Raw genomic sequence first — 25,795 nt, forward strand, 5'->3', positions numbered from 1 at the left:
CCGGATTAATGCTCCAGCGACCGGAATTTCTCGCGCAAGTGGTTACGAATGCCGATTGCGGTCAGGTTAAGGCCCACGATCACCGTCACCAGCAGGAAGGAGGTGGCGTAGACCAGCGGGCGGGCCGCCTCGACGTTGGGGCTCTGGAAGCCGACGTCATAGATGTGGAAGCCCAGGTGCATGAACTTGCGCTCCACATGCAGATACGGGAAGTTGCCATCCATCGGCAGGGTCGGCGCCAGTTTCACCACCCCCACCAACATCAGCGGCGCCACTTCACCGGCCGCACGGGCAATCGCCAGAATAAGGCCGGTCATGATGGCCGGGCTCGCCATCGGCAGCACGATGCGCCACAGGGTCTCGGCCTGGGTGGCACCCAGTGCCAGCGAGCCCTGACGGATGGTGCTCGGGATCCGCGCCAGCCCCTCTTCGGTGGAGACGATCACCACCGGCAGGGTCAGGATGGCCAGGGTCAGCGCCGACCAGATCACGCCGGGTGAGCCAAAGGTCGGGCTCGGCAGCGCTTCCGGGTAGAACAGCTGATCCAGCGAACCACCGAGGGTGTAGACGAAGAAGCCCAGACCAAACACGCCGTAAACGATGGAGGGCACGCCCGCCAGGTTGATCACCGCGATGCGGATGATCTTGGTCAGGCTGTTCTTGCCCGCATACTCGTGCAGGTAAACCGCCGCCACCACCCCCAGCGGGGTCACGATGATCGCCATCAGGAACACCATGAAGACGGTGCCGAAGATGGCCGGGAACACCCCGCCCTCGGTGTTGGCTTCACGGGGATCGTCAGAGACGAACTTGCCGATCTGGTGGAACCAGTGGCCCACCTTGGCTAGCAGGCTCATGTCGTTGGGCCATACCACATCCAGCACCTTGGACATCGGCATGGTCACCAGCTCGCCACGCATATCCTTGACCGTGATGCTGTCTCTGTCCGCCTGGGCACGCAGGGAGAACAGCTCTTTTTCCAGCACCTGATAGCGGTCGTTGAGGGCCTGACGCTCGCTGGCCAGTTCGGCTTTGAGCTGATCGGTCAGCTTTTCATCCAGCTCGGCCTTGCGCTCTTTCAGGCGCAGCCGCTCCAGTTGATAGTTGATGCTGCCGATGTCCCCTTTTTGCAGATCGTTGGCTTGTTCGGAGAGGGCATTGGCTCGCGCCAGCACCCGTTGCAGGGCAGGATGCAGATCCGAGGTGAGCTCGCGGCCATCCTCTTTAACCCCGACGATATAGCCGTAGAAGTTGCCGTTGGTGGCACGCTCAACCATGGCCAGCTCGGCCGGCTGGCTCTGGGACTTGATGTCCGTCTCCAGCACCCAGCGAAAATCGAGGTCAACGAACTCGCGGTTGCCGGTCTTGACCAGATAGCGGGTCAGCAGCTCGCGCTCTTCCCCTTCCAGCGGCAGACCTGCGGCGCGCAGTCGCTCCACCGGCACCAGCTCGCGATCGTTGATCTCACCGATCAGCACGCTCTTGTTGCCGCTCGCGTCCTCCAGCTGCCACTCATAGATGGGGTGCGGCCAGAAGTAGACCAGACCACGCCAGCCGATCAGCAGCAGCAGACCCAGTACCGCCACCAGACTCAGGCTGACGGCACCGCCGGTCATCCAGATCCAGGGGGCCCCTGATTTAAACCACTTACCCATTGTCGATTCCTTGTCCATTACAGAGTCGCCCCTTACATCGAGCTGTATTTTTCACGCAACCGCTGACGGACAAACTCGGCCAGGGTGTTGAACATAAAGGTGAACACAAACAGGACGAAGGCGGCGAGGAACAGCACCCGATAGTGGGAGCTGCCCACTTCCGATTCCGGCATCTCCACCGCGATGTTGGCGGCGAGGGTACGCAGCCCCTGGAACATGGAGAAGTCCATGATGGGGGTGTTGCCGGTAGCCATCAGCACGATCATGGTCTCACCCACGGCGCGGCCAAGGCCCATCATCACCGCCGAGAAGATGCCAGGGCTCGCGGTGAGGATCACCACCCGGCTCAGGGTCTGCCACGGGGTGGCACCCAGCGCCAGCGAGCCCTGGGTCAGGTGCTTGGGCACCGAGAAGACCGCATCTTCGGCGATGGAGAAGATGGTGGGGATGACCGCAAAGCCCATGGCGATACCGACCACCAGCGAGTTGCGCTGGTCAAACTTGATGCCCATTTCGTGAGTCAGCCAGATGCGCGAATCGCCGTGCATAAAGGCATTCTCGATGAGCGGGCTCAGGGCGAAGGCACCCCAGCCAATCAGCAGCAGCACCGGGATCAGCAGGATGGCGTGCCACCCCTCCGGCAGCCAGGACTTGCCTCGCTCTGGCAGATAGTTCCAGATCAGCGCAGTCAGCAGCATCCCCATCGGCAGCAGCACCAGCAGCAGGATCACCCCGGGCAGCGCCCCCTCGATGATGGGTGCCAGCCACAGACCCGCCAGGAAACCGAGGATAACGGTCGGCAGCGCCGCCATGATCTCGACCGTCGGCTTGACGTATTTGCGCAGCCCCGCCGACATGAAGTAGGCGGTATAGATGGCACCGGCCACGCCGAGCGGTACAGCAAACACCATGGCGTAGAAAGAGGCTTTCAGCGTACCGAATACCAGCGGCACCAGACTCAGCTTGGCTTCAAAGTCGTTGCTGGCTGAGGTGGATTGCCACACATACTGGGGCTCCGGATACCCTTCATACCACACCTGTTGCCAGAGGGCAGACCAGGTCACTTCGGGGTGTTCGTTCTCCACCGAGAACAGCTTGAAGGTGTTCCCTTGCTGCATCAGCAACAGGTTATGACGGGGGGAGATGGCCAGGGCAGAGAGTTCGCCCCCTTCCACCGTCTCGGTCAGCAGCTTGGTCTCGCCGGTGGCGTGGAAGAAGCTGATGATGCCGTCCTTGTCGGCACTGATGAAGCCTTTGCGAAAGTGCTCGGGAGTCAGCAGATCCACCGCACCATCGCCCTTGAAGTCACGAATTTGGGTGAACTGGCGTTTGCCATCCTTCGCCACTTCGAACCACTGGGAGATGACGCCGTTGTCATTGCCGACCAGCAGCGAGGAGGCACCGGAGAGCAGCTGAACCCGGGTCACGTTGGCGTTGGAGGCATTGATCTCCAGCACGTTGCGCAGGGAGATTTCGCTCAGGTTATGAATGTCATAGACGGAGAGGCGATTGCCCTCGCGCACGAACAGGATCCGCAGATTGGGAGTCAGCAACATCTGATCCACATGGCGCGGCAGAGACGGAATAGTGTAGTTTTCACTGCTCCACTCAATCTCGCCGGAGAGGAAGTTCTCCTCACCGCTCATCACCGTCATCACGCCACGACCATCTTCGGTCACGGCGGCGGTCGCCATCTTGTCCTTGGTGGCTTCGAACACCATCAGCTGCAGCGCCTTCCCTTGCGGGTCGATCACCACCGGCTCTTCGCCGAAGGGATATTGCAGGCTGGGTTCAATCACCCGCACATCGTTGGGATAGGAGACCTTGAACGCCGGCTGGACGACCTGCGCCTTGCCATCGGCAAAACCGTAGGCGATCAGCCGCTGGCCCGGTGCCGGGGTCGCCACCGTGGTGATGTCACCGGCAACCTGGGCCTGACCCAGTGACTGGCCGACCTTGATCTTGTCATCTCCCTGCACCGCAAAGAAGTTCACCTGCCCTTTATCGCTGAAGCGATAGCCGATCTCGTTCTGCTCTTCCACGCCGAGCCAGGCGGTCTTCCCTGCGGCGGGCAGGGTAAACGAGGCGGTCGGCTCCATGGAGGCGCCATTGAAGATGGGTTTCACCACATAGAGCAGATAAAAGAAGATAAGCAACAGTGCCACCAGTACCAGGGCTCCGCCTGTGGTGACGCCATATTTGGCCAATTTATCCTTGATCCGGCGTTTTCTACTGCCCGCCATGACCAGGTTTAACGATTCCGATGACATGCAAGACCTCAATGTAAGCTAGGCTTCGCGGCATTATATGGCGGTTGCATGACAGTTTTGTTACATCGGAACCGCTTTAACAGCGGTTGTTAGCGGAAAAAAACGCGGGGATTATGTCGAAGGAAGGCGATCGCAATGCATTGTTTATAAAGAGATATTTATGAATGAAATCAGCAAGGGCAGCCTGCGCTGCCCCCGATTGATTCAGGAAAGGGTATCGTTTGATTGTTGCAGCGCCTGTTTGGCTGCCTTTTTCTCGGCACGGCGGCGCTTGAAGAAGGCTGACAACTGGGCCGAGCAGGCATCAGCCAGCACGCCGCCGGTCAGCTCAACCCTGTGGTTGTGGCGCGGGTCCTGCAAAATTTCGAACACCGACCCTGCGGCACCGGTCTTGAGATCCCGGGCGCCGTAAACCACCCGCTTGACCCGGCTATGAATAAGCGCTCCGGCACACATGCAGCAGGGCTCCAGCGTCACATACAGAGTGGTATCGAGCAGCCGGTAGTTCGCCAGCTGCTTGCCCGCCGCCCGGATTGCCATCACCTCGGCATGGGCACAGGCATCGTGCTCGCTGATGGAGCGGTTCCACCCCTCGCCCACCACCTGACCATCCAGCACCAGTACGGCACCGACCGGGATCTCGCCAATCCCTTCGGCCCGGGTGGCCAATGCCATGGCATGGCGCATCCACTGTTCGTCCTGCGCGGTCTGACTTGGTGCCTGACTCTGTGTCTCTGGGACCTCTGATGGTTTCACGCCCATCCCCTCTTTATATTGTTCAATTGTGCTGTTTGCATTCCCGCTATCCACACCTGTCAGATAATTCCATAGATAGCAGGCATAATAGCTCGCGGTGACAGGGCGGCGATTATGCCAAATCTGCGCGTCAGACCCAAGCCACATCCCGACTGAGCAATAAAGAAGCAATCGGCATCTCTATGATAAAAAAGGAGTTGCACCAGTTTGGCCATGCTATTAGACTTCTTCCCCGTCAGCCGAGTCTGACTCCGTCGGTGTGTAGCGCAGCCAGGTAGCGCATCTGCATGGGGTGTAGAGGGTCGGAGGTTCGAATCCTCTCACACCGACCATTTTCCCCGAGAATAGCCCAGTCAAACGACTGGGCTATTTTTTTGTCTCCGATTTATCCTCCTGACGCGGCCTGCCTATCAAGCACAAAAAACACTCAGAACCACTTGAATCTTTTTGCCGAACTCATTAAGATGCGCAACTTTCCGCCGGTAGACAAAACAGGGAGGTGGAAACACCAGTGAAGGGATCACTGTCCGGCTTGCGTTCAACACAGGACCAGGCATGCACCAGACCACAGATCTCACACCCGCCAATGCGCTTTATTCCGTTCCTCACGACACCCCTTGCCATACCGAAAACGAAGATGAACAGGTCGTCCAGCTCGATGTGATCGATCTTGCCGAACCGGATGATGACTATTGAGCCCGGCCAGATGGCCGCTCAATCCCCGGCACATCGCCTGTTCAACGCCCTCCGTTTCCCGCCCTTGGCGAGAAATCAGCAAAAAACGACAAACTGCTAATTCCATCGAGGATGGCAGTATTATTGACTGAAGCTTCTCCCCCCTCCCTCCCCGGCATTTCCCCCGGCAACTGATACAAACCTACGTTATTGCGCTTCACTTTCCATCGCTGCAGCCGCTGGTGCCAACAGAACCCACATCACCACCTCGAGTTTAAAACGTGCGTTCACCAACCAGCCCTAGCAATAGCAAAACCTTCATTGCCTTATTCAAACGCACTTTATACGGCTGTTTTGGCAAAGCCTGGAGTTAGGTCGGGATTTGTTTTTGCATTTGTAATTTTATTACGTAATAAGTTACGAAATGAGAGGCCAGGTAACAGCCCAAATTAGCCGTTGTCCGATGGGAAAAAGCAGGAGCATAACCATCTGCGTAGAGCTTTTATACCAATCCAATAAAACAATAAAAAACATAAACTTAACCACAGCGAGAAAACAGGCGTTTAAAAAAAACTGTTGACGTAATCAACAATATTTCGCACCTTATCAATCGTGTTATCCCGCTGTTACGGGAAGTTTGCAAGAACAGGAATTCGACTTTAGTCGTAGTTAGTAAGTTCAAAATGTAATTCTCAAAGGAGTGAACCTTATGTCGGCACCGGCTCAGACCCACTGCAGCGCCCGCCTTCGCATCCAGGGCGAGATGCTGCCCGAATACGCGCAAATTCTGACGCCGGACGCGGTGGCTCTGGTCTCCGAACTGGTGGAACGTTTTGCTCCCCAAAGAGGGGAATTGCTGAAACAACGTGTGGCACGTCAGGCCCGTATCGATGGCGGCGAGCTGCCGGACTTCCTGCCGGAAACCGCCCACATCCGTGAAGGTGACTGGACCATTCGCGGCATTCCCGCCGACCTGCAAGACCGCCGTGTGGAGATCACCGGCCCGGTCGAGCGCAAGATGGTGATCAACGCCCTCAACGCCAACGTCAAGGTGTTCATGGCGGACTTCGAGGACTCACTGGCCCCCGCTTGGAATAAAGTGATCGAGGGGCAAATCAACCTGCGCGATGCGGTCAACGGCACCGTCTCTTACACCAGTCCGGAAGGAAAGGCTTATACCCTGAACCCCAATCCGGCCGTCCTCATCTGCCGGGTGCGTGGTCTGCACCTGCCGGAAAAACATGTCACCTTCGATGGCGAGCCCATCCCCGGCGGCCTGTTCGATTTTGCCCTCTATTTCCTGCACAACTATCAGGCGCTGCTGGCCAAAGGCTCGGGCCCCTACTTCTACGTGCCCAAGTTGCAGAGCCATCTTGAAGGGCGCTGGTGGAGCGAAGTGTTCTCCTGGACCGAGGACAAGTTCGGCCTGCCCCGCGGCACCATCAAGGCCACCGTACTGATCGAAACCCTGCCGGCGGTATTCGAGATGGATGAGCTGCTCTATCAGATGAAGGATCACATAGTGGCGCTGAACTGCGGCCGCTGGGACTACATCTTCAGCTACATCAAGACCTTGAAGAACCACCCAGATCGCGTCCTGCCGGATCGTCAGGTGGTGACCATGGACAAGCCGTTCCTCTCCGCCTACTCGCGGCTGCTGATCAAGACCTGTCACAAGCGCGGTGCGCTGGCGATGGGTGGCATGGCGGCCTTTATCCCGGCCAAGGATGCCGCCGTCAACGAGCAGGTGTTTGCCAAGGTCAAAGCCGACAAGGAGCGCGAAGCCAACAACGGCCACGACGGCACCTGGGTCGCCCACCCCGGCCTCGCTGATACGGCAATGGCGGTGTTCAACGCCACCATTGCGGCTGGCGCCAAGAACCAGATCGGCGTGCTGCGCGAGCAGGATGCCCCCATCACCGCCGCCGACCTGCTGGCCCCCTGTGAGGGCGAGCGCACCGAGGCGGGGATGCGCACCAATATCCGGGTCGCCCTGCAATATCTGGAAGCCTGGATCAACGGCAACGGCTGCGTGCCCATCTACGGTCTGATGGAAGATGCCGCCACCGCCGAGATCTCCCGTACCTCCATCTGGCAGTGGATCCGCCACGGCAAGAGCCTGTCGAACGGCAAAGTGGTGACCAAGGAGCTGTTCCGCCAGATGCTGGCCGAAGAGCAGGAGGTGGTCAAAGCCGAGGTAGGTACCGAGCGCTGGCAGGCTGGACGCTTTGCCGAGGCAAGCGAACTGATGGAAGAGATCACCTGCGCCGATACCCTGATCGATTTTCTGACGCTGCCCGGTTACGAGCGGCTCTGAACTCCGGGCCTCCCCAGCGGAGCCCGCCAATAACAAGTCAATGGAAACGTGAAATCAATGAAAGAGGGAACTGATATGGCACTGACCCGTGAGCAACAGATCCAGGCTATCGAGAAAGACTGGGCGGAAAACCCCCGCTGGAAAGGGATCAAGCGCGGCTACAGCGCCGAAGATGTGGTGAACCTGCGCGGCAGCTTGCAGCCGGTGCACACCCTGGCCCAACGCGGCGCTGACAAGCTGTGGGAACTGATCCACGGCGACGCCAAAAAAGGCTACGTCAACTGCCTCGGCGCCCTGACCGGTGGTCAGGCAGTGCAGCAAGCCAAGGCGGGGATCGAAGCGATTTACCTCTCCGGCTGGCAGGTGGCGGCGGACAACAACCTGTCCTCCACCATGTATCCGGATCAGTCCCTCTACCCGGCCAACTCGGTGCCGTCAGTGGTGGAGCGCATCAACAACTCCTTCGCCCGTGCCGACCAAATCCAGTGGGCCAACAAGGTTGGGCCGCAGGACGAAGGCTTTATCGACTACTTCCTGCCGATCGTGGCCGATGCGGAAGCCGGTTTCGGCGGCGTGCTGAACGCCTTCGAACTGATGAAGGGGATGATTGAAGCGGGCGCCGCTGGCGTGCACTTCGAAGATCAGCTCGCTTCCGTCAAGAAGTGCGGCCATATGGGCGGCAAGGTGCTGGTACCGACTCAGGAAGCGGTGCAGAAGCTGGTTGCCGCCCGTCTGGCAGCCGATGTCTGCGGCACCACCACGCTAGTGATCGCCCGTACCGACGCCAACGCCGCTGACCTGTTGACCACCGATGCCGATCCGTACGATTCAGACTTCCTGACTGGCGAGCGCACTGCCGAAGGGTTCTACAAGGTTCGTGCCGGTATCGATCAGGCCATCGCTCGCGGTCTGGCTTACGCCCCCTACGCCGATATGGTGTGGTGTGAAACCGCCAAGCCGGATCTGGACGAAGCGCGTAAATTTGCCGAAGCGATCAAGGCCAAGTTCCCGGATCGCATCCTGGCTTACAACTGCTCCCCGAGCTTCAACTGGAAGAAGAATCTGGACGATGCCACCATCGCCCGCTTCCAGCAAGCGCTCTCCGACATGGGTTACAAGTACCAGTTCATCACCCTCGCGGGTATTCACAACATGTGGTTCCACATGTACGAACTGGCCTACCAGTACGCCCGTGGCGAGGGGATGAAGCACTACGTCGAGATGGTGCAGGAGCCGGAATTTGCCGCCGCCAGCCGTGGCTATACCTTCGTGGCACACCAGCAGGAGGTCGGTACCGGTTACTTTGACAAGGTGACCACCGTCATTCAGGGTGGCCAATCCTCGGTAACCGCGCTGACCGGCTCCACCGAAGAAGATCAGTTCCACTGATAGGCAGAGCCCTCTTGAGATAGCAAAACCCCGGCCTGAAGCCGGGGTTTCTTTTTGAAAGGCCCTTCTCCCGAAGGGAGAAGGAACAAAGCTATAGAACCGGTTCACGGTCTGTGACGAGAGGTCGTCAGCGAGGTGAAGAGCAGCGCAGGAACCGGAGTGTATATGGATACATGAGGATTCCGAGCAGCACATGAGCCTTGCTCACGGCCTCGCAGTAAGAACGTAGCCAGGTTCTCAGAGCTCGAGGATCTCTTTGACAAAGGGAATGGTGAGCTTGCGCTTGGCGCGAAATGAGGCGTTGTCGAGCTGATTGAGGGTGGTGAGCAGGGTGCGCATATCGCGGGAGAGTCGGTTGAGCAGGAAGCGGCCCACATCGATGGGCAGTTTGAAGCCCCGCAGCTCGGCACGCAGCTGCAGGGCACTGAGCTTGCCTTCATCATCCAGCTCTTCGAGATGAAAACTGACACCCCAGTCGAGGCGCGAGGCCAGATCCGGCAGTTGCAGCCCCAGTTTGCGCGGAGCGCTGCAGCCGGTGACCACCAGCGTCCCCTCGCCCTTCTCCTGCCAGCGATTGTAGAAGTCGAACAGCGCCCGCTCCCACACGGCATTGCCAGCGATCGCCTCAAGGCTGTCGAGACAGACCAGCGGCAGGCTTTCGAGGGCATCGAGCATGCTGGGATCGAGCTGTTCAAACTGATCGAGGGAGAGATAAGCCGCCGCTGCATCGCGGGCGTTGACCTCGGCACAGGTGGCGTGGAGCAGATGAGAGCGTCCGGATCCCTTGGCTCCCCAGAAATAGAGGAAAGGCGATCCCTGACCGATGGCCGCGTTCTTGAGGGCGGTGATCAGATGAGCATTGGTGCCGGGATAAAAACTGACGAAGGTTTCATCATCCGGTAGTTGTACGGCTAAAGACAGTTGGGCCGGTTGCTTCACTCGTTGGGCTTTGACTGTGACATTTGTGGTTAAGTGTATCATCGCAAAGGCAGATAGAGAACCGCCCGGACAAGCCGGGCGGTCTACAAAAGCCTTATAAAATCAGGGCTGCGACCATTGGTAACGCAAACCGCTGCCATTATCGTCAACCTTGTGCAAACGACTCTCGAGCTGCAGCGCCCGCACCAGCTCGGCCTGCTCACCTTGCAGGGTAAAGTTGAAGGTGACCTGATCCCCCTCCAGCTTGCCGATCGCCACCTTGCTGACGTTGGCCATCCCCTGCAGCATCTTCTGCACGGCGATCATGCTGTCCACTTCGGCAAGGCCATCCACCACCAGGGTCTGACTGGTTGCCGGACCCGAAATGCGGGCACCGTAGTTTTTCACCAGCCAGGCCGCCAGGGTATCGGCAAACCCTTGCGCCACTTCAGCCTGAGTGCCACTGCTGTTGCCACGGGTCAGCTCGGTCACTTCACCGGCCGCTTTGGGGCCGTAGAGTCCCCAGTCGATGCTCCACTTGTCACCTTCCGGCGTCAGCTTGCCCAGCACTACCATCTCGGCGCCATAGCGCTGGCTCGCCTGCAAAATCGGGTCGGCAAAACGGCCCCAGACGTCGGTGGCACTGACCGCCATGTTGTCGTCGAGATCCATCAGCGGGATGCTGATGGGCAGCCCCAGCGTCTGTGCCTGATCGCGCAAGGCTTGCGCCCAACCATCGCTGGATTGATCCGCCAGCAAGCGACGCTCCCCCTGATCCACCACCAGCCAGATGGCCATCTGGGGACGAGCCGGGCCAAGCAGCGCAAACTGGCTCTCGGAGACCAGGCTGTTGACCTTGTCACTCTTGAACTCGGCTTTCAAATACTTGACCGAGTCCTGATCCTGATAGCCATAGCTTTTGACATAGTCGCCCGGTGCCGCCAGCGCCTTGACCACCACCGGCTGGGTGAGGATGTCGCGCTTGCCGGTCACCTTGATCAGCACCTGACCCAGTGCCTGCCCTTGAGCGGCCACCATGTCACCACTGGTCGGTGCCTTGCCCTGATAAAGGTCGGCCACCTGAGCGGCCGAGGCCATGAATGACAAGCCGCAGCAGAGGGCGGTCACAACACGTTTGAACATGAACAGAGTCTCGAAATGGGAGAGTGTGCTTATGGTAGCGGCAAGGCGTATCCTGCGGCAAGGCTGGCACAAGCGGCCACAAACAGCAGAGCCGGCGATGCGCCGGCTCCGATCACCCCTTCCACATGGGAAGCGGGTCAAGGTTTCAAGTTACTTGGTACCGAAGATCTTGTCGCCTGCATCGCCCAGACCCGGCACGATGTAGCCTTTCTCGTTCAGCCCCTGGTCGACAGAAGCACAGTAGAGCTCTACGTCAGGGTGAGCGGCTTCCAGCGCCTTGATCCCTTCCGGCGCGGCAACCAGTACCAGCACCTTGATGGATTGACAGCCTTTCTTCTTCAGCAGATCGATGGTGGCAATCATGGAGCCGCCGGTGGCCAGCATCGGATCGATGACCAGCGCCAGACGCTCTTCGATGTTGCTGACGATCTTCTCGAAATAGGGAACCGGTTGCAGGGTCTCTTCATCGCGGTAGATACCGACCACGCTGACGCGGGCGCTCGGCATGTGCTCCAGCACGCCATCCATCATGCCAAGGCCGGCACGCAGGATAGGTACGACGGTTACCTTCTTGCCCTTGATCTGGTCAACTTCTACTGGCCCATTCCAGCCATCGATGATAACCTTCTCGGTTTCGAAGTCAGAGGTCGCTTCATAGGTCAACAAACTGCCCACTTCTTTGGCCAGTTCACGGAAACGCTTGGTGCTGATATCGCCTTCACGCATCAGACCGATCTTGTGTTTGACCAGGGGGTGTTTGACTTCAACGACTTTCATTATTATCTCCTCTAACCTGCCGCAAAAAAATCGCGGAATCATACAACAAAAGCCGCCGCTTGTAGAGCATTTCCGCGCAAAAACGCGCAAACGATTTCCTTTCTGGTTTTTCACCGCCACTGTTAGAATACGCCCCGAATTTTACCCTCCACTTCTTTACATGACGGGGAATACGCGTGACTGACAAAACCTCACTGAGCTACAAGGATGCTGGCGTAGATATCGATGCCGGCAATGCACTGGTTGAACGTATCAAGGGCGTGTCAAAGCGCACTCGTCGTCCTGAAGTCCTTGGTGGTCTTGGCGGCTTTGGGGCCCTGTGTCAAATCCCTGCGGGCTACAAGGAGCCGGTACTGGTCTCCGGTACCGATGGTGTGGGCACCAAGCTGCGGCTGGCCATCGACCTGAAGAAGCATGACACCGTGGGCATCGATCTGGTGGCCATGTGCGTCAATGACCTGATCGTACAGGGCGCCGAGCCGCTGTTCTTCCTCGACTACTATGCGACCGGCAAGCTGGACGTGGACACCGCGGCCGCTGTGGTCACCGGGATCGGTGCCGGTTGCGAGCAGTCAGGCTGTGCCCTGGTGGGCGGCGAGACCGCCGAGATGCCGGGTATGTATGAAGGGGAAGACTACGACATCGCCGGTTTCTGCGTCGGTGTGGTGGAGAAGAGCGAAATTATCGACGGCAGCAAGGTCGGTGAAGGGGATGCCCTGATCGCCCTGGCCGCCAGCGGCCCCCACTCCAACGGCTTCTCGCTGGTGCGCAAGATCCTGGAAGTCTCCAAGGCCGACGTGCATCAGCCGCTAGGTGACACCACTCTGGCCAACGCCCTGCTGGAGCCGACCCGCATCTACGTCAAGCCGGTACTCAAGCTGATCAAGGAGTGCGAGATCCACGCCCTCTCCCACATCACCGGCGGCGGCTTCTGGGAAAACATCCCTCGCGTCCTGCCCGCCAACACCCAGGCGGTGATCGACGAGCAGAGCTGGCAGTGGCCGGCGGTGTTCAGCTGGCTGCAGCAGGCTGGCAACGTCACCCGTCACGAGATGTATCGCACCTTCAACTGCGGTGTCGGCATGATCATCGCCCTGCCCGCCAACCAGCTGGAGAAGGCGCTGACCCTGCTCAAGGCACAAGGCGAGAACGCATGGCACATCGGCCACATCGCCAAGGCAGCCGACGGTGAGGAGCAGGTCGTCATTCAATGAATGACCGGATCAACAACCAAATGACCTCCCCTATGAAACGCATCCTGGTGCTGATCTCCGGCAGCGGCAGCAATCTGCAGGCGATCCTCGACCACTGCACCAGCGGCAAGATCGCCGGTGAGGTGGTCGGCGTCATCAGCAACAAGGCCGATGCCTATGGTCTGGTTCGCGCCAAAGAAGCAGGCGTGGCGACCTCCATTCTGGCCCAGCAGCAGTTCGCCAGCCGGGAGGAGTATGACGCCGCCCTGCTGGCGCTGATGGCAGACTATCAGCCAGATCTGGTGGTGCTGGCCGGATTTATGCGGATATTGAGCGGCGATCTGGTGCGCCATTTCGCCGGGCGGATGATCAATATCCACCCCTCCCTGCTGCCCAAGTATCAGGGCCTTCACACCCACCAGCGCGCTATCGATGCCGGTGACAGTGAACACGGCGCCAGTGTCCACTTCGTCACCGAAGAGTTGGACGGGGGCCCGGTGATCCTGCACGCCCGCGTGCCCATCTTCGAAGGGGATGATGCTGATGAGGTGGCGGCACGGGTACAGGCGCAGGAGCACAGCATCTATCCGCTGGTGGTACGCTGGTTCTGCGAAGGCCGGCTGCAGATGGTAGATGGTGCCGTGCAACTGGATGGCACCCTGCTGGGTCCCGCTGGTTACGCCTGCGAGTAACCGCTAACAACTGCATGTCAGATGCAACAAGGGAGGCTCAGGCCTCCCTTGTCATTTCTACCTATCTGCACGATGGCAGCGGTCAGGTCCGATTACGCGGCTAAGCGACCCTACACCGGATTGTCGATATCGATAAAGGTGACATCCAGCCCGTGCACGGTCGCCAGCCACTCCCCCAGCGCCTTGACGCCGTAACGCTCTGTGGCGTGATGGCCAGCGGCGTAGAAGTGCATCCCCATCTCGCGGGCGGTGTGGATGGTCTGCTCGGAAGCTTCGCCGGAGATAAAGGCATCGATACCCTGCTCTGCCGCCAAATTGATGTAGCTCTGGCCACCGCCGGTACACCAGGCCACGGAACGGATAAGCTCGGGGCCGGTATCGCCGCAATAGAGTGGTTCGCGGCCAAGGCGCTCGGCAATCAGCTTGGCAAAGTCGGCTCCGCTCATCGGCTGCTCCAGCTTGCCCACCATGGCGACACTCTTGCTGTTCCACGGCTCCAGACCCCGACGTACCTTGATATCCAGCAGCTTGGCAAGCTGGGCGTTGTTGCCCACCTCGGGATGGACGTCCAGCGGCAAATGGTAGGCAAACAGGTTGATATCATGGGTCAGCAGGGTCTTGAGCCGACGCTGCTTCATACCGGTGATCTGGGCCGGTTCACCGCTCCAGAAGTAGCCGTGATGGACCAGAATGGCATCGGCTTCGGCAGCCACCGCCGCGTCGATCAGCGCCTGACTGGCGGTGACACCGGTCACCACCTTGCGAATGCGCTCGCGCCCCTCCACTTGCAAGCCGTTGGGGCAGTAATCCTTGATGGCGTGAGGTTCGAGCAGATGGTTCAATACGGTTTCGAGTTTTCGATGAGAGATCATAAGGGTCCCTTATTAAGGCTCGGTCCCCTGCTTTACCAATAAAAACAGGGCCCAGGCTCAAAGCGCCAAGGGCCCCATGATAATCGAGCCGAGCCGTCAAGACCATGACAGCCCCCACACAGTGCGGTTTCCCTCCCGGCCTCAGGCTGGCAGGTCGATCCCCGCCTCCCGCATCTGGGCCAGCTTGTAGCGCAGAGTACGCGGGCTGATCCCGAGCCGGTCGGCCACATCCTTGCGACTGCCGTTGCACTCTTGCAGGGTGTCGAGAATGATCTGGTGCTCCTGCTGCTTGAGTTCGCTACCGAGGCGATCACCGCCATAAGCGCGCTCTGCGACGGCAAACTCCATCTCCTGCTCGTCTACCTCTTCCAGAATGAGGTGGCTGCAATCGATCACGCCATCAGGGCTGAGGATCAGCGCACGCTGTACCACGTTGTCCAGCTCCCGCACGTTGCCGGGCCAAGGATGGGCCAGCAGCCGCTCCCGCGAGGCGTCCGTCAACTGTGGTGTCGGCAACCCCTGCTGACTGGCATGAAGCGCCAGCAGGTGTTCCGCCAGCGGCAGAATGTCGCCGGGCCGCTCGCACAGGGCAGACCAGCGCAGCGGGAAGACGTTGAGGCGATAGTAGAGATCCTCGCGAAATAGGCCATCCTGCACCGCTTTTTTCAAATCCCGGTTACTGGTGGCGATGACCCGCACATCCAGCGGGATCATCTTGCGACTGCCGAGCCGCTCCACCTCTTTCTCCTGCAACACCCGCAGCAACTTGGCTTGCAGCCCCTGATCCATCTCGGTGATCTCGTCAAGCAGCAGGGTGCCCCCCTGCGCCTGCTCGAACTTGCCGGGGCAACCCTGCACTGCACCGGTGAAAGCCCCCTTCTCGTAGCCAAACAGGGTCGCCTCCAGCATGTTCTCCGGAATGGCGGCGCAGTTGATGGCGACGAAAGGCTGCTCGGCGCGGCTAGAGTTGTCGTGAATGTAACGGGCCAGCACCTCTTTACCGGTTCCGCTCGGGCCGGTCACCATCACGGTCGCTTCGCTTCTGGCCACCCGGGTCGCCAGCTGGAACAGCTCGGCGGTTTTGGGATCCCCGTAGACCACGGCTCGCTTCTCCACCTTCTGGGCGGGCACGTAGCGGCTGACCTGATTGAGCAGCACCTCCGGCGAAAATGGCTTGGCCAGATAGTCGATGGCCCCTTCGCGCATGGCACGCACCGCGCCATCGATGTTGGCGTAGGCGGTCATCAGCAGCACAGGGATCTGCGGATATTGCTGGCGGATGGTGGCCAGCAAGGTAAGACCGTCCATCCCCCCCATCTGGATATCGGAGATCACCATGTCAAATGGCTGACGGGAGAGGGCCAGCAGAGCCCGCTCGCCGCTGTCCGCTTCACGGCACTCATAGCCCCCCAGTAACAGGGTATCCACCAGCGCTTCGCGCAGGCCATTGTCATCTTCAACTACCAGAATCCTGGCCTGTGTCATGCTACACCTCCCACAGCCAACAGCTCTAGCTCATCGACATTAATCGCCAACGGCCAGCTGGCCCCGGCTAACAACCTGGATCCGATATGGGTCATGCTACACCTCCAAGCTGCACCGGTTGCTGATGCAGGGGGAACGACAGAGTAAAGCAGGTGCCTTCACCGGGAACCGAGGCCACACCGACCTCCCCCTGATGGGCACGCACTACAGATTGCACCACCGCCAGCCCCAGGCCAGTGCCCTGGGAGCGAGTGGTAAAGAAGGGTTCGAATACCTGACCGAGCTGATGGGAAGGGATCCCCTTGCCATTATCGATGACTCGCATCTCCACCCGGGCACCGCAGCGCACCGCGCTGACCAGCAGCGAGGTGGCCCCTGCCTGCTGGGCATTGGCAATCAGGTTGTTGATGGCCCCCGCCAGCGCACTGCTGTTGGCCAGCAGACAGAGATCGGGCTCCGGCGCCTCCATGTGCAGCTCGCAGCCCTGCTGCTGGCAGAAAGCCTCGGCACCAGCCTGCACTTCGGCCAGCAACCCTTGTACCGAGATGGGGGTGACCACCTGATTGTCGCCATTGCGGGCGAACAGCAGGATGTCGTTGATCTGCTTCTCCAGATCCTGCAACCGGGCCATCAGTTTTTGCTGAAACTGAGTGCGGGATTCCGGCTTGAGGGTGCGGTTGGCCAAATTGGCGGCATAGAGCATGGCGGCGGAGAGCGGCGTGCGGATCTGGTGGGCGAGCGAGGCCGCCATATTGCCCAGCGCCGACAGCCGCTTCATATGGTTGATGCGGTCTTGCAGCTTGCGGGTTTCGGTCAGGTCGTTGATAAAGACCAGCTGGCCGGGCTGATCCGGCAGCGGCTGGGTCGAGAGCTGCACCCTGCGCCCGTCGCGCAGGGAGATCTCGTGGCCATCATCCTCGCGCGGCTCGAAGCAGCGGGCAATGATGTGGCGCCAGAGCTCCCCTTCCAGCGGCTCCCCCAGCAGGGAGATGGCCGCCGGATTCGCGCGGGTGACCACCCCAGCCCCATCAAGCAGCAACACCCCGGTGGGGAGCGCCTTGAAGATGGCATAGAGCTGGCTCACTTCGTGGGACTGGAGTGGCATGTCCTGCTGCTGGATTGTCATAAACCTGACCTCAAACTGGCTATTGGGTCAGGTTATTCAATTTCCATGCCACTAAATTATGTGAATTAAAACAATGAATTGTGTGCTGGCGTCAAGGCTTTGACCCTTAGACGTCCTTGCTCATCCCGTACTTTTTCATCTTCTCCACCAAAGTGGTACGGCGCATGCCGAGCAGATCGGCGGCACGGGCCACCACCCCGTCCTGAGACTCCAGCGCCTGACGGATCAGCTCCACTTCAAGGTCGGCCAGCATCTCTTTGAGGTTGACCCCCTCCTCCGGCAACTGCATGGTGCGGGCCGAAGCGAGGGAGTGATCCAGCTCGGGCGGGTCCTGAAACACCGCTGCCAGCGCATCGCGCTCATCCATCTCGGTCAACCGCTCATCCCGCGGCTCGCTCGGCAACAGGCGATAACGGCTCGGCAGATCGGCCACATCGACGATCTGGTGCGGGTAGAGGATCAGCAGCCGCTCCAGCAGGTTGGAGAGCTCGCGCACGTTGCCGGGCCAGGGGTACTGCATCAGCGACTCCAGCGCCCGCTGGGTCAGCCGGATAAAGCCGTGGTGCTGCTCGGCATGGCGGTTGAGCAGCTCCTGCAGCAGCAGCGGAATGTCGTCGATGCGATCTCGCAGCGGCGGCGTCTCAATGGGGAAGACGTTGAGGCGGTAGTAGAGATCTTCACGGAAACCCTGAGTGCGGATCATCGCCTCCAGATCCCGGTGGGTAGCCGCAATGATGCGCACATCGGCCTGAATGGGCTTGCCGCCACCGACCCGGTCGAACAACCGCTCCTGCAATACCCGCAGCAGTTTGACCTGCATCGGCATTGGCATGTCGCCGATCTCGTCGAGGAACAGGGTGCCCCCCTGCGCCAGCTCGAAGCGACCGCGACGGGCCGCGATGGCGCCGGTAAACGCCCCCTTCTCGTGACCAAACAGTTCGCTCTCCAGCAATTCGGCCGGAATGGCGCCGCAGTTGATGGGCACGAAGGGGCCACTGCTGCGGGAAGAGAGTTCGTGGATAGCGCGAGCCACCACCTCTTTACCGGTGCCGGACTCGCCGAGGATCAGCACGTTGGCGTCGGTCTCGGCCACCTGGCTGATGAGGCGGCGCACCTCCTGGATCCCCTTCCCCTTGCCCACCAGCAAGCGCAGCAGGGCCTGACCCTTGTCATGGGTCTGCTGACGGGGATGCAAGGAGACAAACGCCTGACAGAAGTGCAGATGACGGGTGAGGGATTCATAGGTAAAGGGCGAGAGCACGACCCCGATGAAGTTGCTGTTGGGCAGATCGGCCTCAACCAGCGAGAGGAATGGGGTGCGAGGGAAGGCAGCCAGCAGCTCTGACAAGGGACGGTCGATCAGTTCACCCACCAGCACCCCTTGCAGCGGACCGGAGGATTCGATAGCCACATCCAGATCGCCTTGCGCCACCTCTTGCCACGGGATCCCCATAAACGAGAGCACGGTTCCCAACTGTTGGCGCCGCTGCGCATCGGCATCAACAATCAACACGCCCATCTCCACCATATCCATTCCTCGCGATGTCCTGATCTAACTTATTGTTTTATTTGGTCATAAAACGCGGTTGGGCGACGTCATGACCGGCACAAAGTGCCAAAATTCCGACACATTGTCAAAAATTGTCGTATTCAGGCTAAGTGTATCGACAGAAACGGGAGATTAGATAAATTTTGCCGAGGAATTTTCTGCATGCAGCGCCGCCCATAAACGCCGCCCATCGCACAAAGAAAACTGCCCTCGTCAGAGGGCAGCATGCGACACGGTGAGGGGCACTCAGTGGTGGTTATGGTGGTGCGGCGCCGCGTAACGACACTCGGGAAAACGGCTGCAGGCCAGAAAGAGTCGACCGGCGTGGGGGCCTTTTTTCGCCTCCCGCTCCACCAGCGGCGCATCGCAGCGGGGACAGTGGTGTACCTCGCGCTCCTCGTCATCCTCCACGTCGGCGAACAGGCCATCGACCAGCTCACCCTCACTCTGTGGCATCTCCACCATCCCCCTGGAGTGGATGGCAGGCTCGTGGAACGACGCGGGCGAGATGGCCTCGGCATGGGCAGTACGGCCACGCATCCCGGCACCGACATCCACGCCGTCCAGCAGCAGAGGGTTGAACGTCGGCTCGCGACGCGCCCCGTGCGGCAGATCCTCTGCCAGCGGTTCGCTGGTTTTGACCAGCAGCGGCAGGATCTGTTCGCGCAGCTCTTCCACCAGATAGCTGGCACTTGCCGGGATCTGCAGCAACGGCAGACAGGCGCTGTCGCAGGCGGTTTTCAGAAAGAGATCCCGCGCCTTGCGCTTCTGGTGACGGTGAGAGCTGTCATCAAGCTCGATGGCACAGATAAAGGAGAGATCCGCGGGGTGGCAAAGCAGATAGTCGAAATGCTTGGCGCTGATCTTGTTGAAGTGCTGCTGCCATTTGCTTTTGCCGATCCCGGCCTGCGGCGTCAGCACATCGGCCACCCGCACTTTGGCAAAGACCCGGGCCTTGTCACCCACCGCCAGATCCAGCACCCCGAGGAACGATCGCTCGGCGGGACTGAACAGGGTCTCCTGCACATCATAGGGCAGGCGCTTTTGCTGTCTGCCTCTGCTCCAGAAGATCGCCAGCACAAGCAGCGCCAGCAACAGCAATCCCGATACGACAAGGGTATTCATGAGAGCACGATCCAGTTCACAACACGAAAGGGGAACCACTTTACCACAGCCGCCACGGCGCAAGGCAGCAGACAAGCGTATGGAAAGTGTAAAAGTCCCGTCTTTTTATCTATTTGCCCGCAGGCGGGGGTTCATATGACCAGCCACAGCAGGCACAATGGGGATCGAGCCAGAGTTCCAATTTCAAGGAGAGCAGGATGCAAAAGCAATTGGTGGTCACCGTGATCGGTGCAGACAAACCCGGGATCGTCGAGAGTCTGGCGGCCGTCATCAGCCGCGAGCAGGGCAACTGGCTGGGCAGTGCCATGAGCGAACTGGCGGGCCAGTTTGCCGGTATCCTCCATGTCTCCGTGCCCGATGAGCACTATCGCAGCCTGTGTGAAGCGCTGGCCCTGCTGCCGGGTCTGACCATCAGTTTTGCCGAAGGCACCCCCACCGCCGAACCGGCCCATCAGGTAATGATGACGGTGACCGGCAACGACCGTCCCGGTATCGTCCACGAAGTGGCCAGCATCCTGCGCCAGCTCGAGATCAACGTGGCCGATCTCACCACCGGCTGTGAACCGGCCCCCCACTCCGGCGCCCCGCTCTTCTATGCCCACGCGCTGGTTGCCCTGCCCGACGGGCTCGCCATGGATGACCTGATCACCGCGCTGGAGTCCCTCTCCGACGATCTGGTGGTCGACATCGACGAGGCGTTCAGCGAGCAGTAACCATCTTGTCATTTATTTGTCATATATTAACGCCATAACTGCCGCGCAGACGCGACCTGAAACAGAGGCACAACATGAGCACCGACAAGCTGTATGAAGAGAAAGAGCTGAGCTGGCTCTCATTCAATGAACGGGTGTTGCAAGAGGCAATGGACAAGACGGTGCCCCTCATCGAGCGGGTCCGTTTTCTGGGGATCTTCTCTTCCAACCAGGATGAGTTTTTCAAGGTGCGGGTGTCGGACGTCAAGCGCCGCATTCTGATCAACGAAGTACATGGCGGCGACGATGAAGCCAAGGTGCTGCTACGCGCCATCCAGCAGAAGGTGATGGCGCTTGGTGAGGCGTTCGACAACACCTACAAGGAGTTGTTGATTGCGCTGGCCCGCCACAACATCTTCCTGGTCAACGAGAACCAGCTTTCCGAGGCGATCCAGAAGTGGTTGCGGGTCTTCTTCAAGGAGAAGGTGCTGCGCCACATCATCCCGATCCTGCTCAACAAGGAGGTCAATCCGGTCAAGTTCCTCAAGGATGAGTACACCTATCTGGCCGTCGAGATGAAGAAGAACGGTCAGGTGATCCAGTACGCCCTGGTGGAAGTGCCGACCGATGACCTGCCCCGCTTCTTCCAGTTACCGCCGGAAGGCACCCGCCGCAAGAAGCAGATCATCATTCTGGATAACGTTATCCGCTTCTGTCTCGACGAGATTTTCAAGGGCTTCTTCGACTACGACGAGATTGCCGCCTATGCGGTGAAGCTGACCCGGGATGCCGAATACGGACTCTCCGACCAGCTGGACTTGAGTCTGCTGGACAAGATGAGTGACGGCTTGAAGCAGCGTCTCACCGCCATGCCGGTGCGCTTCGTCTACGAGCGGGAGATGCCCGCCGCCATGATAAGCTTCCTGAAACTCAAGCTGCAGATCAGCAGCTACGACGCCATCATGCCGGGCGGGCGCTACCACAACTTCAAGGATTTCATCGGCTTCCCCAACGTGGGCCGTGACTATCTGGAAAACCCCAAGCTGCCGGCGCTGGATTGCCGCGATTTTGACGGCTTCGTCAACGCCTTCGATGCCATCACCAAGCAGGATATTCTGCTCTACTACCCGTACCACAAGTTCCACCACTTCACCGAGCTGGTGCGCCAGGCGGCGTTCGATCCGGCGGTCAGCGCCATTCGCATCAACATCTACCGGGTCGCCAAGAAGTCGCGGATCATCCACTCCCTCATCGATGCCGCTAACAACGGCAAGAAGGTGACCGTGGTGGTCGAACTGCGCGCCCGTTTCGATGAAGCGGCCAACATCGACTGGGCCAACATCCTCACCGATGCCGGAGTCAAGGTGGTGTTCGGGGTGCCGAGCCTCAAGATCCACTCCAAGCTCTGCCTCATCACCCGCCACGAAAATGGCGAGCCGGTACGCTACGCCCATATCGGGACAGGCAACTTCAACGAAAAAACCGCCAAGATCTACACCGACTTCTCGCTGTTGACCCGCAATCCGGATATCACCGCCGAAGTAGAGGGAGTGTTCGAATACATCGAATATCCGTATCGGCGCTACAAGTTCAACCACCTGCTGGTCTCCCCCATCAACAGCCGCCGTCAGCTCTATCGTCTCATCGATAACGAGCTATCCAACGCCAAGGCGGGCCAGCCGAGCGGCATCATCCTCAAGATCAACAATCTGGTGGACAAGGATCTCATCAACCGCCTCTATGCCGCCGGTCAGGCGGGGGTGCCAATCCAGATGATCATCCGTGGCATGTGCGCCCTGCGTCCGGGCGTACCAGGCCTCAGTGACAACATCAAGGTGATCAGCATCATCGACCGCTTCCTTGAACATCCGCGGGTGATGGTGTTCCACAACAAGGGCAACCCCCAGCTCTATATCTCCAGCGCCGACTGGATGAGCCGCAATATCGACGGCCGGATCGAGGTGGGTACGCCCATTTATGATGAGCGGCTCAAGCAGCGCATCATGGATATTCTCGAGCTACAACTGAGTGATACCTGCAAGGCACGGGTGATCGATGCCGACCAGAAGAACGAATATGTGAAGCGGGGAAACCGCCGCAAGATCCGCTCTCAGGTCGCGATTTACGACTATCTCAAACGTATCGAGTCAAACAATGGACAATAGTCTCTATGCTGCCGTGGATCTCGGCTCCAACAGTTTTCACATGGTGATCGCCCACCTGAGCGAAGGACGTTTTCGCATCGTCGATCGCATCAAGGAGCGGGTGCGTCTGGCCGAAGGGATGGATGATCAGAAACGAATGAGCCCGGAGGCGATGGAACGCGGCCTCGCCTGCCTGTCACTGTTTGCCGAGCGACTCACCAATATCAAGCCGGACCAGATCCGCATCGCCGGCACCTACACATTGCGCCGTGCCAGCAATGCCCGCGAATTCGTCAGTGAAGCGGCCAAGGTGCTCAACCACCCCATCGAGATCATCAGCGGGCAGGAGGAGGCGCGCCTTATCTATCAGGGGGTCGCCCATACCCAGCATATCGAGGGTCAGGTGCTGGTAGTGGATATCGGCGGCGGCAGCACAGAACTCATCATCGGCGAAGGGTTTGATCACAAGGCCCTCACCAGCCGCAAGATGGGGTGTGTCAGCTTTACCCAGAGCTTCTTTGCCAGCGGCAAGCTGAGCGAGAAAAACTTCAGCAATGCGGTGCTGGAGGCCCAGCACCAGCTCGCCCCCATCATCAACCAGTATCGCAAGCTGGGCTGGCAGAGCTGCCTTGGCAGCTCCGGTTCCATTCGTACCGTGCGCGATGTATTGCAGGGCGAGGGCTGGACCGATGGCAGCATCACCCTCGCGGGCTTGGAACATCTCAAGGCCGTCATGATTGAGCGCAAGCGGGTCGATAACCTCAAGCTGGCGGGGCTCACCGAAGAGCGCCTGGAGGTGTTTGCCGCCGCGGTCGCCATCCTGCTCGGACTGTTTACCTCGCTGCCCATCGAGCGACTGGACTACTCTGACGGTGCACTGCGCGAAGGGCTCCTTTACGAGTTCGAGGAGCGCTTGCAGCACCACGATATCCGCGAGCGTACCGCACAGGCGCTGGGCACCCACTACCGGATGGATCGCAAACAAGCCGCCCGGGTGGAGCAGAGCGTGTTGACCCTGTTCGATGCCTTGCAAGAGCCGTGGCAGATGGAAATAGAGCCCTATCGCGCCATCCTCGGCTGGGCAGCGCGGCTGCACGAAATTGGCCTTGCCATCAACTACAGCGGCATCCATCGCCACTCCGCCTATATCCTGCAACACACCGACCTGCCCGGCTTCAACCAGGACGATCAGGCCCTGCTGGCCGCGCTGGTGCGCTTTCAGCGCAAGGGGCTCAAGCTCTCCGAGCTGCCGCCCCTGCCCAACCACGACCTGCAAACGGTGCTGCGCTGCATCCGCATTCTGCGCCTCGCGGTGGCCGCCCACCACAAGCGCCAGGACAACCTGCTGCCGGAGTGGAAAGTCGCAGTGCAAGGCGATCAGCTGGTCGTGACCCTGCCGATCGACTGGTGCGAGGATAACCGTCTCTTGATGCAGAATCTGGAGAAGGAGCATCGTTATTGCCAGGAGCAGGGCTGGCCACTGTTGTTCCAGCTCGGCTAAACCGGAAAGATAAATGCAAAAGGCAGCCCACTGGCTGCCTTTTGCATATCAATCTGCCCGTTACTGCAACTCGGGCAACAACCACTTGGCCATCTCGAAGTAGATGATAAGGCCGGTACCATCCACCAGCGTCGCGATGAACGGCGCAGAGACCACCGCCGGATCGATGCGGAAACGGCGCAGCACCATGGGAATAATGGACGCGACCGTGGCACTCCAGAGCACGATGGCGATGATGGTAAAGGTCACCACCATACCGATCTGGGGGCCGACGCCGAGGCTCCATGCCCGGATCCAGGCCGCAACCGCAATGGCCGCAGAGATAAGCAGACCGGTAGAGAGCTCCTTTTTCAGCACGGTGCCGAGATTGCGCAGACTCACCTCTCCGACCGCCATGGCACGAACTATGGTGGTGGTGATCTGGGTGCCACTATTACCACCGGTACCGATCAGCAAGGGGATAAAGAACGCCAGCGCGATGGCAGCCTCCAGCTGCTCCTCGAATGCCCGCAGCACGGTGCCGGTGTAGGCTTCCGCTACAAACAGGATCAGCAGCCAGCCCACCCGCTTGCGCCACAGCTGCCAGGGCGTCGCCTGCAGGTAAGGGGTATCGAGCGGCGATGAGCCACCCTGCATCTCGGCATCCTCGGTGGATTCGAGCTCCAGAATATCCGCTGCATCGTCGACATGGAAAATACCGACCAGTCGCCCCTGATCCTCGACCGGCAGGACCGACAGATCGCGGTCGATTAGCAGGCGAGCTGCCAACTCCTGATCCGCCCGGGCGTTGATCCGCACCGTCTCCCGATCCATCAGACTTGCCACGCTGGCCAGCGGATCGGCGATCAGCAGGGTCTTGAGAGAGAGGCTCCCTTGCAGGCGGCCATCCCCGTTGACCACATAGATATGGCGAAACAGCTGGGCATTGTCCCAGGCATCGTGGATCAGCTGTTTGGCGTGACCGACCGTGTCCTCCTCCCGCACCGCCAGATATTCGTGGCGCATGTTGGCTCCCACCGACTCGGTGGGCCAATCCAGCAGGGAGTAGTACATGGCCTGAGCCTGGGTCGGGAAACGGGCCAGCAACATGGTGCGATCCTGACGACTCAATTTGCGCAGGATGGCCACCATCTCGCGACGGGGAATGGCCTCCTGCAACACGCTGACAATGCTGCCATGCAGCCGCTGCAACAGGCGACCGGCACTCTCGGCAGAGAGTGAGCCAAGCAGCTCTGCACCTTGCGGGGCAGGTAGCGTATCAAAGACACAGTTGAGCTCTTCTGGCCGCAGGGTCAGCAGTTGATCGGCGCGCTGAACCGGATCCAGATTGGACTCCAGCCAGCCCTGCAGGGCAGCCAGATCGAGCAGTTGGTGACGGTTAAGAATGGTATGTGTTTTCTTCATCACAGATGTCCTCATGTGATTTCAGGCAAGCCTGAACGCCTCCGGAAATGGCCGGATGCAACGATAAGAAAACAGCAATTTGATTGACGAGTAATAGGCAGGAAATGACGCC

General features: G+C 59.6%; 20 protein-coding genes and 1 tRNA gene. 9 read left to right on the plus strand and 12 right to left on the minus strand.

From position 1 onward, the window contains the following. Positions 1 to 5 precede the first annotated feature (5 nt). The 3 genes from pstA to tadA all read right to left on the minus strand — a co-directional run bounded on the left by pstA (position 6) and on the right by tadA (position 4,687). The gene (pstA, locus tag PG888_RS06755; RefSeq protein WP_182939328.1) at positions 6 to 1,655 is read right to left on the minus strand and encodes a phosphate ABC transporter permease PstA; all 1,650 of its coding nucleotides are present in this window, start codon (positions 1,653 to 1,655) and stop codon (positions 6 to 8) included. Between the two features lie 32 nt (positions 1,656 to 1,687). Next, positions 1,688 to 3,925, minus strand: coding sequence for an ABC transporter permease subunit (locus PG888_RS06760; RefSeq protein WP_042655872.1), 2,238 nt, complete (start codon positions 3,923 to 3,925; stop codon positions 1,688 to 1,690). 204 nt (positions 3,926 to 4,129) lie between these two features. Further along, a complete protein-coding gene (gene tadA, locus PG888_RS06765) occupies positions 4,130 to 4,687 on the minus strand; it encodes a tRNA adenosine(34) deaminase TadA (protein WP_267967768.1) in 558 nt (185 codons plus the stop codon). Between the two features lie 249 nt (positions 4,688 to 4,936). On the opposite strand from tadA, the gene PG888_RS06770 reads away from it, so the two are divergent. From PG888_RS06770 to aceA, 4 genes are all read left to right on the plus strand, one after another. Beyond that, positions 4,937 to 5,013: transfer RNA gene (locus tag PG888_RS06770), tRNA-Pro, on the plus strand. 223 nt (positions 5,014 to 5,236) lie between these two features. Further along, positions 5,237 to 5,377 carry a hypothetical protein gene (locus tag PG888_RS06775; RefSeq protein ID WP_162851501.1) on the plus strand — a complete coding sequence of 47 codons (141 nt, stop codon included), beginning with the start codon at positions 5,237 to 5,239 and terminating at the stop codon, positions 5,375 to 5,377. Positions 5,378 to 6,065: 688 nt separating this feature from the next. After that, entirely contained in the window at positions 6,066 to 7,673 is a 1,608-nt protein-coding gene (aceB, locus tag PG888_RS06780; protein WP_182939326.1) for a malate synthase A, read from the plus strand. A gap of 75 nt (positions 7,674 to 7,748) precedes the next feature. Beyond that, positions 7,749 to 9,062, plus strand: coding sequence for an isocitrate lyase (gene aceA / locus PG888_RS06785; protein WP_019446693.1), 1,314 nt, complete (start codon positions 7,749 to 7,751; stop codon positions 9,060 to 9,062). A gap of 237 nt (positions 9,063 to 9,299) precedes the next feature. Here aceA and hda read toward each other — a convergent pair whose 3' ends face one another. From hda to upp, 3 genes are all read right to left on the minus strand, one after another. Beyond that, a complete protein-coding gene (gene hda / locus PG888_RS06790) occupies positions 9,300 to 10,001 on the minus strand; it encodes a DnaA inactivator Hda (RefSeq protein ID WP_021231044.1) in 702 nt (233 codons plus the stop codon). Positions 10,002 to 10,103: 102 nt separating this feature from the next. Next, complete coding sequence (locus PG888_RS06795) at positions 10,104 to 11,123, minus strand: DUF2066 domain-containing protein (protein ID WP_182939324.1); 1,020 nt, start codon at positions 11,121 to 11,123, stop codon at positions 10,104 to 10,106. Positions 11,124 to 11,273: 150 nt separating this feature from the next. Beyond that, a complete protein-coding gene (gene upp, locus PG888_RS06800) occupies positions 11,274 to 11,900 on the minus strand; it encodes a uracil phosphoribosyltransferase (protein WP_005334115.1) in 627 nt (208 codons plus the stop codon). 176 nt (positions 11,901 to 12,076) lie between these two features. Between upp and purM the strand changes: the two genes are divergently transcribed. After that, positions 12,077 to 13,114: a phosphoribosylformylglycinamidine cyclo-ligase gene (gene purM / locus PG888_RS06805; protein WP_163128310.1), complete on the plus strand. Its 1,038-nt coding sequence runs from the start codon at positions 12,077 to 12,079 to the stop codon at positions 13,112 to 13,114. Between the two features lie 32 nt (positions 13,115 to 13,146). Next, positions 13,147 to 13,785 carry a phosphoribosylglycinamide formyltransferase gene (purN, locus tag PG888_RS06810; RefSeq protein WP_182939323.1) on the plus strand — a complete coding sequence of 213 codons (639 nt, stop codon included), beginning with the start codon at positions 13,147 to 13,149 and terminating at the stop codon, positions 13,783 to 13,785. A 110-nt stretch (positions 13,786 to 13,895) separates the two neighbouring features. On the opposite strand, the gene PG888_RS06815 is transcribed toward purN, so the two are convergent. The 5 genes from PG888_RS06815 to PG888_RS06835 all read right to left on the minus strand — a co-directional run bounded on the left by PG888_RS06815 (position 13,896) and on the right by PG888_RS06835 (position 19,942). Beyond that, the gene (locus PG888_RS06815; RefSeq protein ID WP_058053734.1) at positions 13,896 to 14,657 is read right to left on the minus strand and encodes a Nif3-like dinuclear metal center hexameric protein; all 762 of its coding nucleotides are present in this window, start codon (positions 14,655 to 14,657) and stop codon (positions 13,896 to 13,898) included. Positions 14,658 to 14,798: 141 nt separating this feature from the next. Next, positions 14,799 to 16,142, minus strand: coding sequence for a sigma-54-dependent transcriptional regulator (locus PG888_RS06820; RefSeq protein WP_182939322.1), 1,344 nt, complete (start codon positions 16,140 to 16,142; stop codon positions 14,799 to 14,801). Positions 16,143 to 16,233: 91 nt separating this feature from the next. Continuing rightward, a complete protein-coding gene (locus PG888_RS06825) occupies positions 16,234 to 17,268 on the minus strand; it encodes a sensor histidine kinase (RefSeq protein WP_182939321.1) in 1,035 nt (344 codons plus the stop codon). Positions 17,269 to 17,374: 106 nt separating this feature from the next. Continuing rightward, entirely contained in the window at positions 17,375 to 18,796 is a 1,422-nt protein-coding gene (locus PG888_RS06830; RefSeq protein WP_182939320.1) for a sigma-54 dependent transcriptional regulator, read from the minus strand. A gap of 267 nt (positions 18,797 to 19,063) precedes the next feature. After that, positions 19,064 to 19,942 (minus strand): DUF2726 domain-containing protein, encoded by an 879-nt coding sequence (locus tag PG888_RS06835; RefSeq protein ID WP_182939319.1) that lies wholly within the window; start codon positions 19,940 to 19,942, stop codon positions 19,064 to 19,066. Between the two features lie 197 nt (positions 19,943 to 20,139). On the opposite strand from PG888_RS06835, the gene PG888_RS06840 reads away from it, so the two are divergent. From PG888_RS06840 to ppx, 3 genes are all read left to right on the plus strand, one after another. Continuing rightward, entirely contained in the window at positions 20,140 to 20,655 is a 516-nt protein-coding gene (locus tag PG888_RS06840) for a glycine cleavage system protein R (protein WP_033138700.1), read from the plus strand. A 74-nt stretch (positions 20,656 to 20,729) separates the two neighbouring features. Continuing rightward, a complete protein-coding gene (gene ppk1, locus PG888_RS06845; RefSeq protein ID WP_111806616.1) occupies positions 20,730 to 22,799 on the plus strand; it encodes a polyphosphate kinase 1 in 2,070 nt (689 codons plus the stop codon). Further along, positions 22,789 to 24,279, plus strand: coding sequence for an exopolyphosphatase (gene ppx / locus PG888_RS06850; RefSeq protein WP_182939318.1), 1,491 nt, complete (start codon positions 22,789 to 22,791; stop codon positions 24,277 to 24,279). The genes ppk1 and ppx overlap by 11 nt, the downstream gene beginning before the upstream one ends. Positions 24,280 to 24,339: 60 nt before the next feature. On the opposite strand, the gene mgtE is transcribed toward ppx, so the two are convergent. After that, positions 24,340 to 25,683, minus strand: coding sequence for a magnesium transporter (gene mgtE, locus PG888_RS06855; protein ID WP_058053728.1), 1,344 nt, complete (start codon positions 25,681 to 25,683; stop codon positions 24,340 to 24,342). Positions 25,684 to 25,795 lie beyond the last annotated feature (112 nt).

The organism is Aeromonas sp. QDB23 (genome assembly GCF_027707745.1).
GTDB classification, from domain to species: domain Bacteria; phylum Pseudomonadota; class Gammaproteobacteria; order Enterobacterales; family Aeromonadaceae; genus Aeromonas; species Aeromonas allosaccharophila.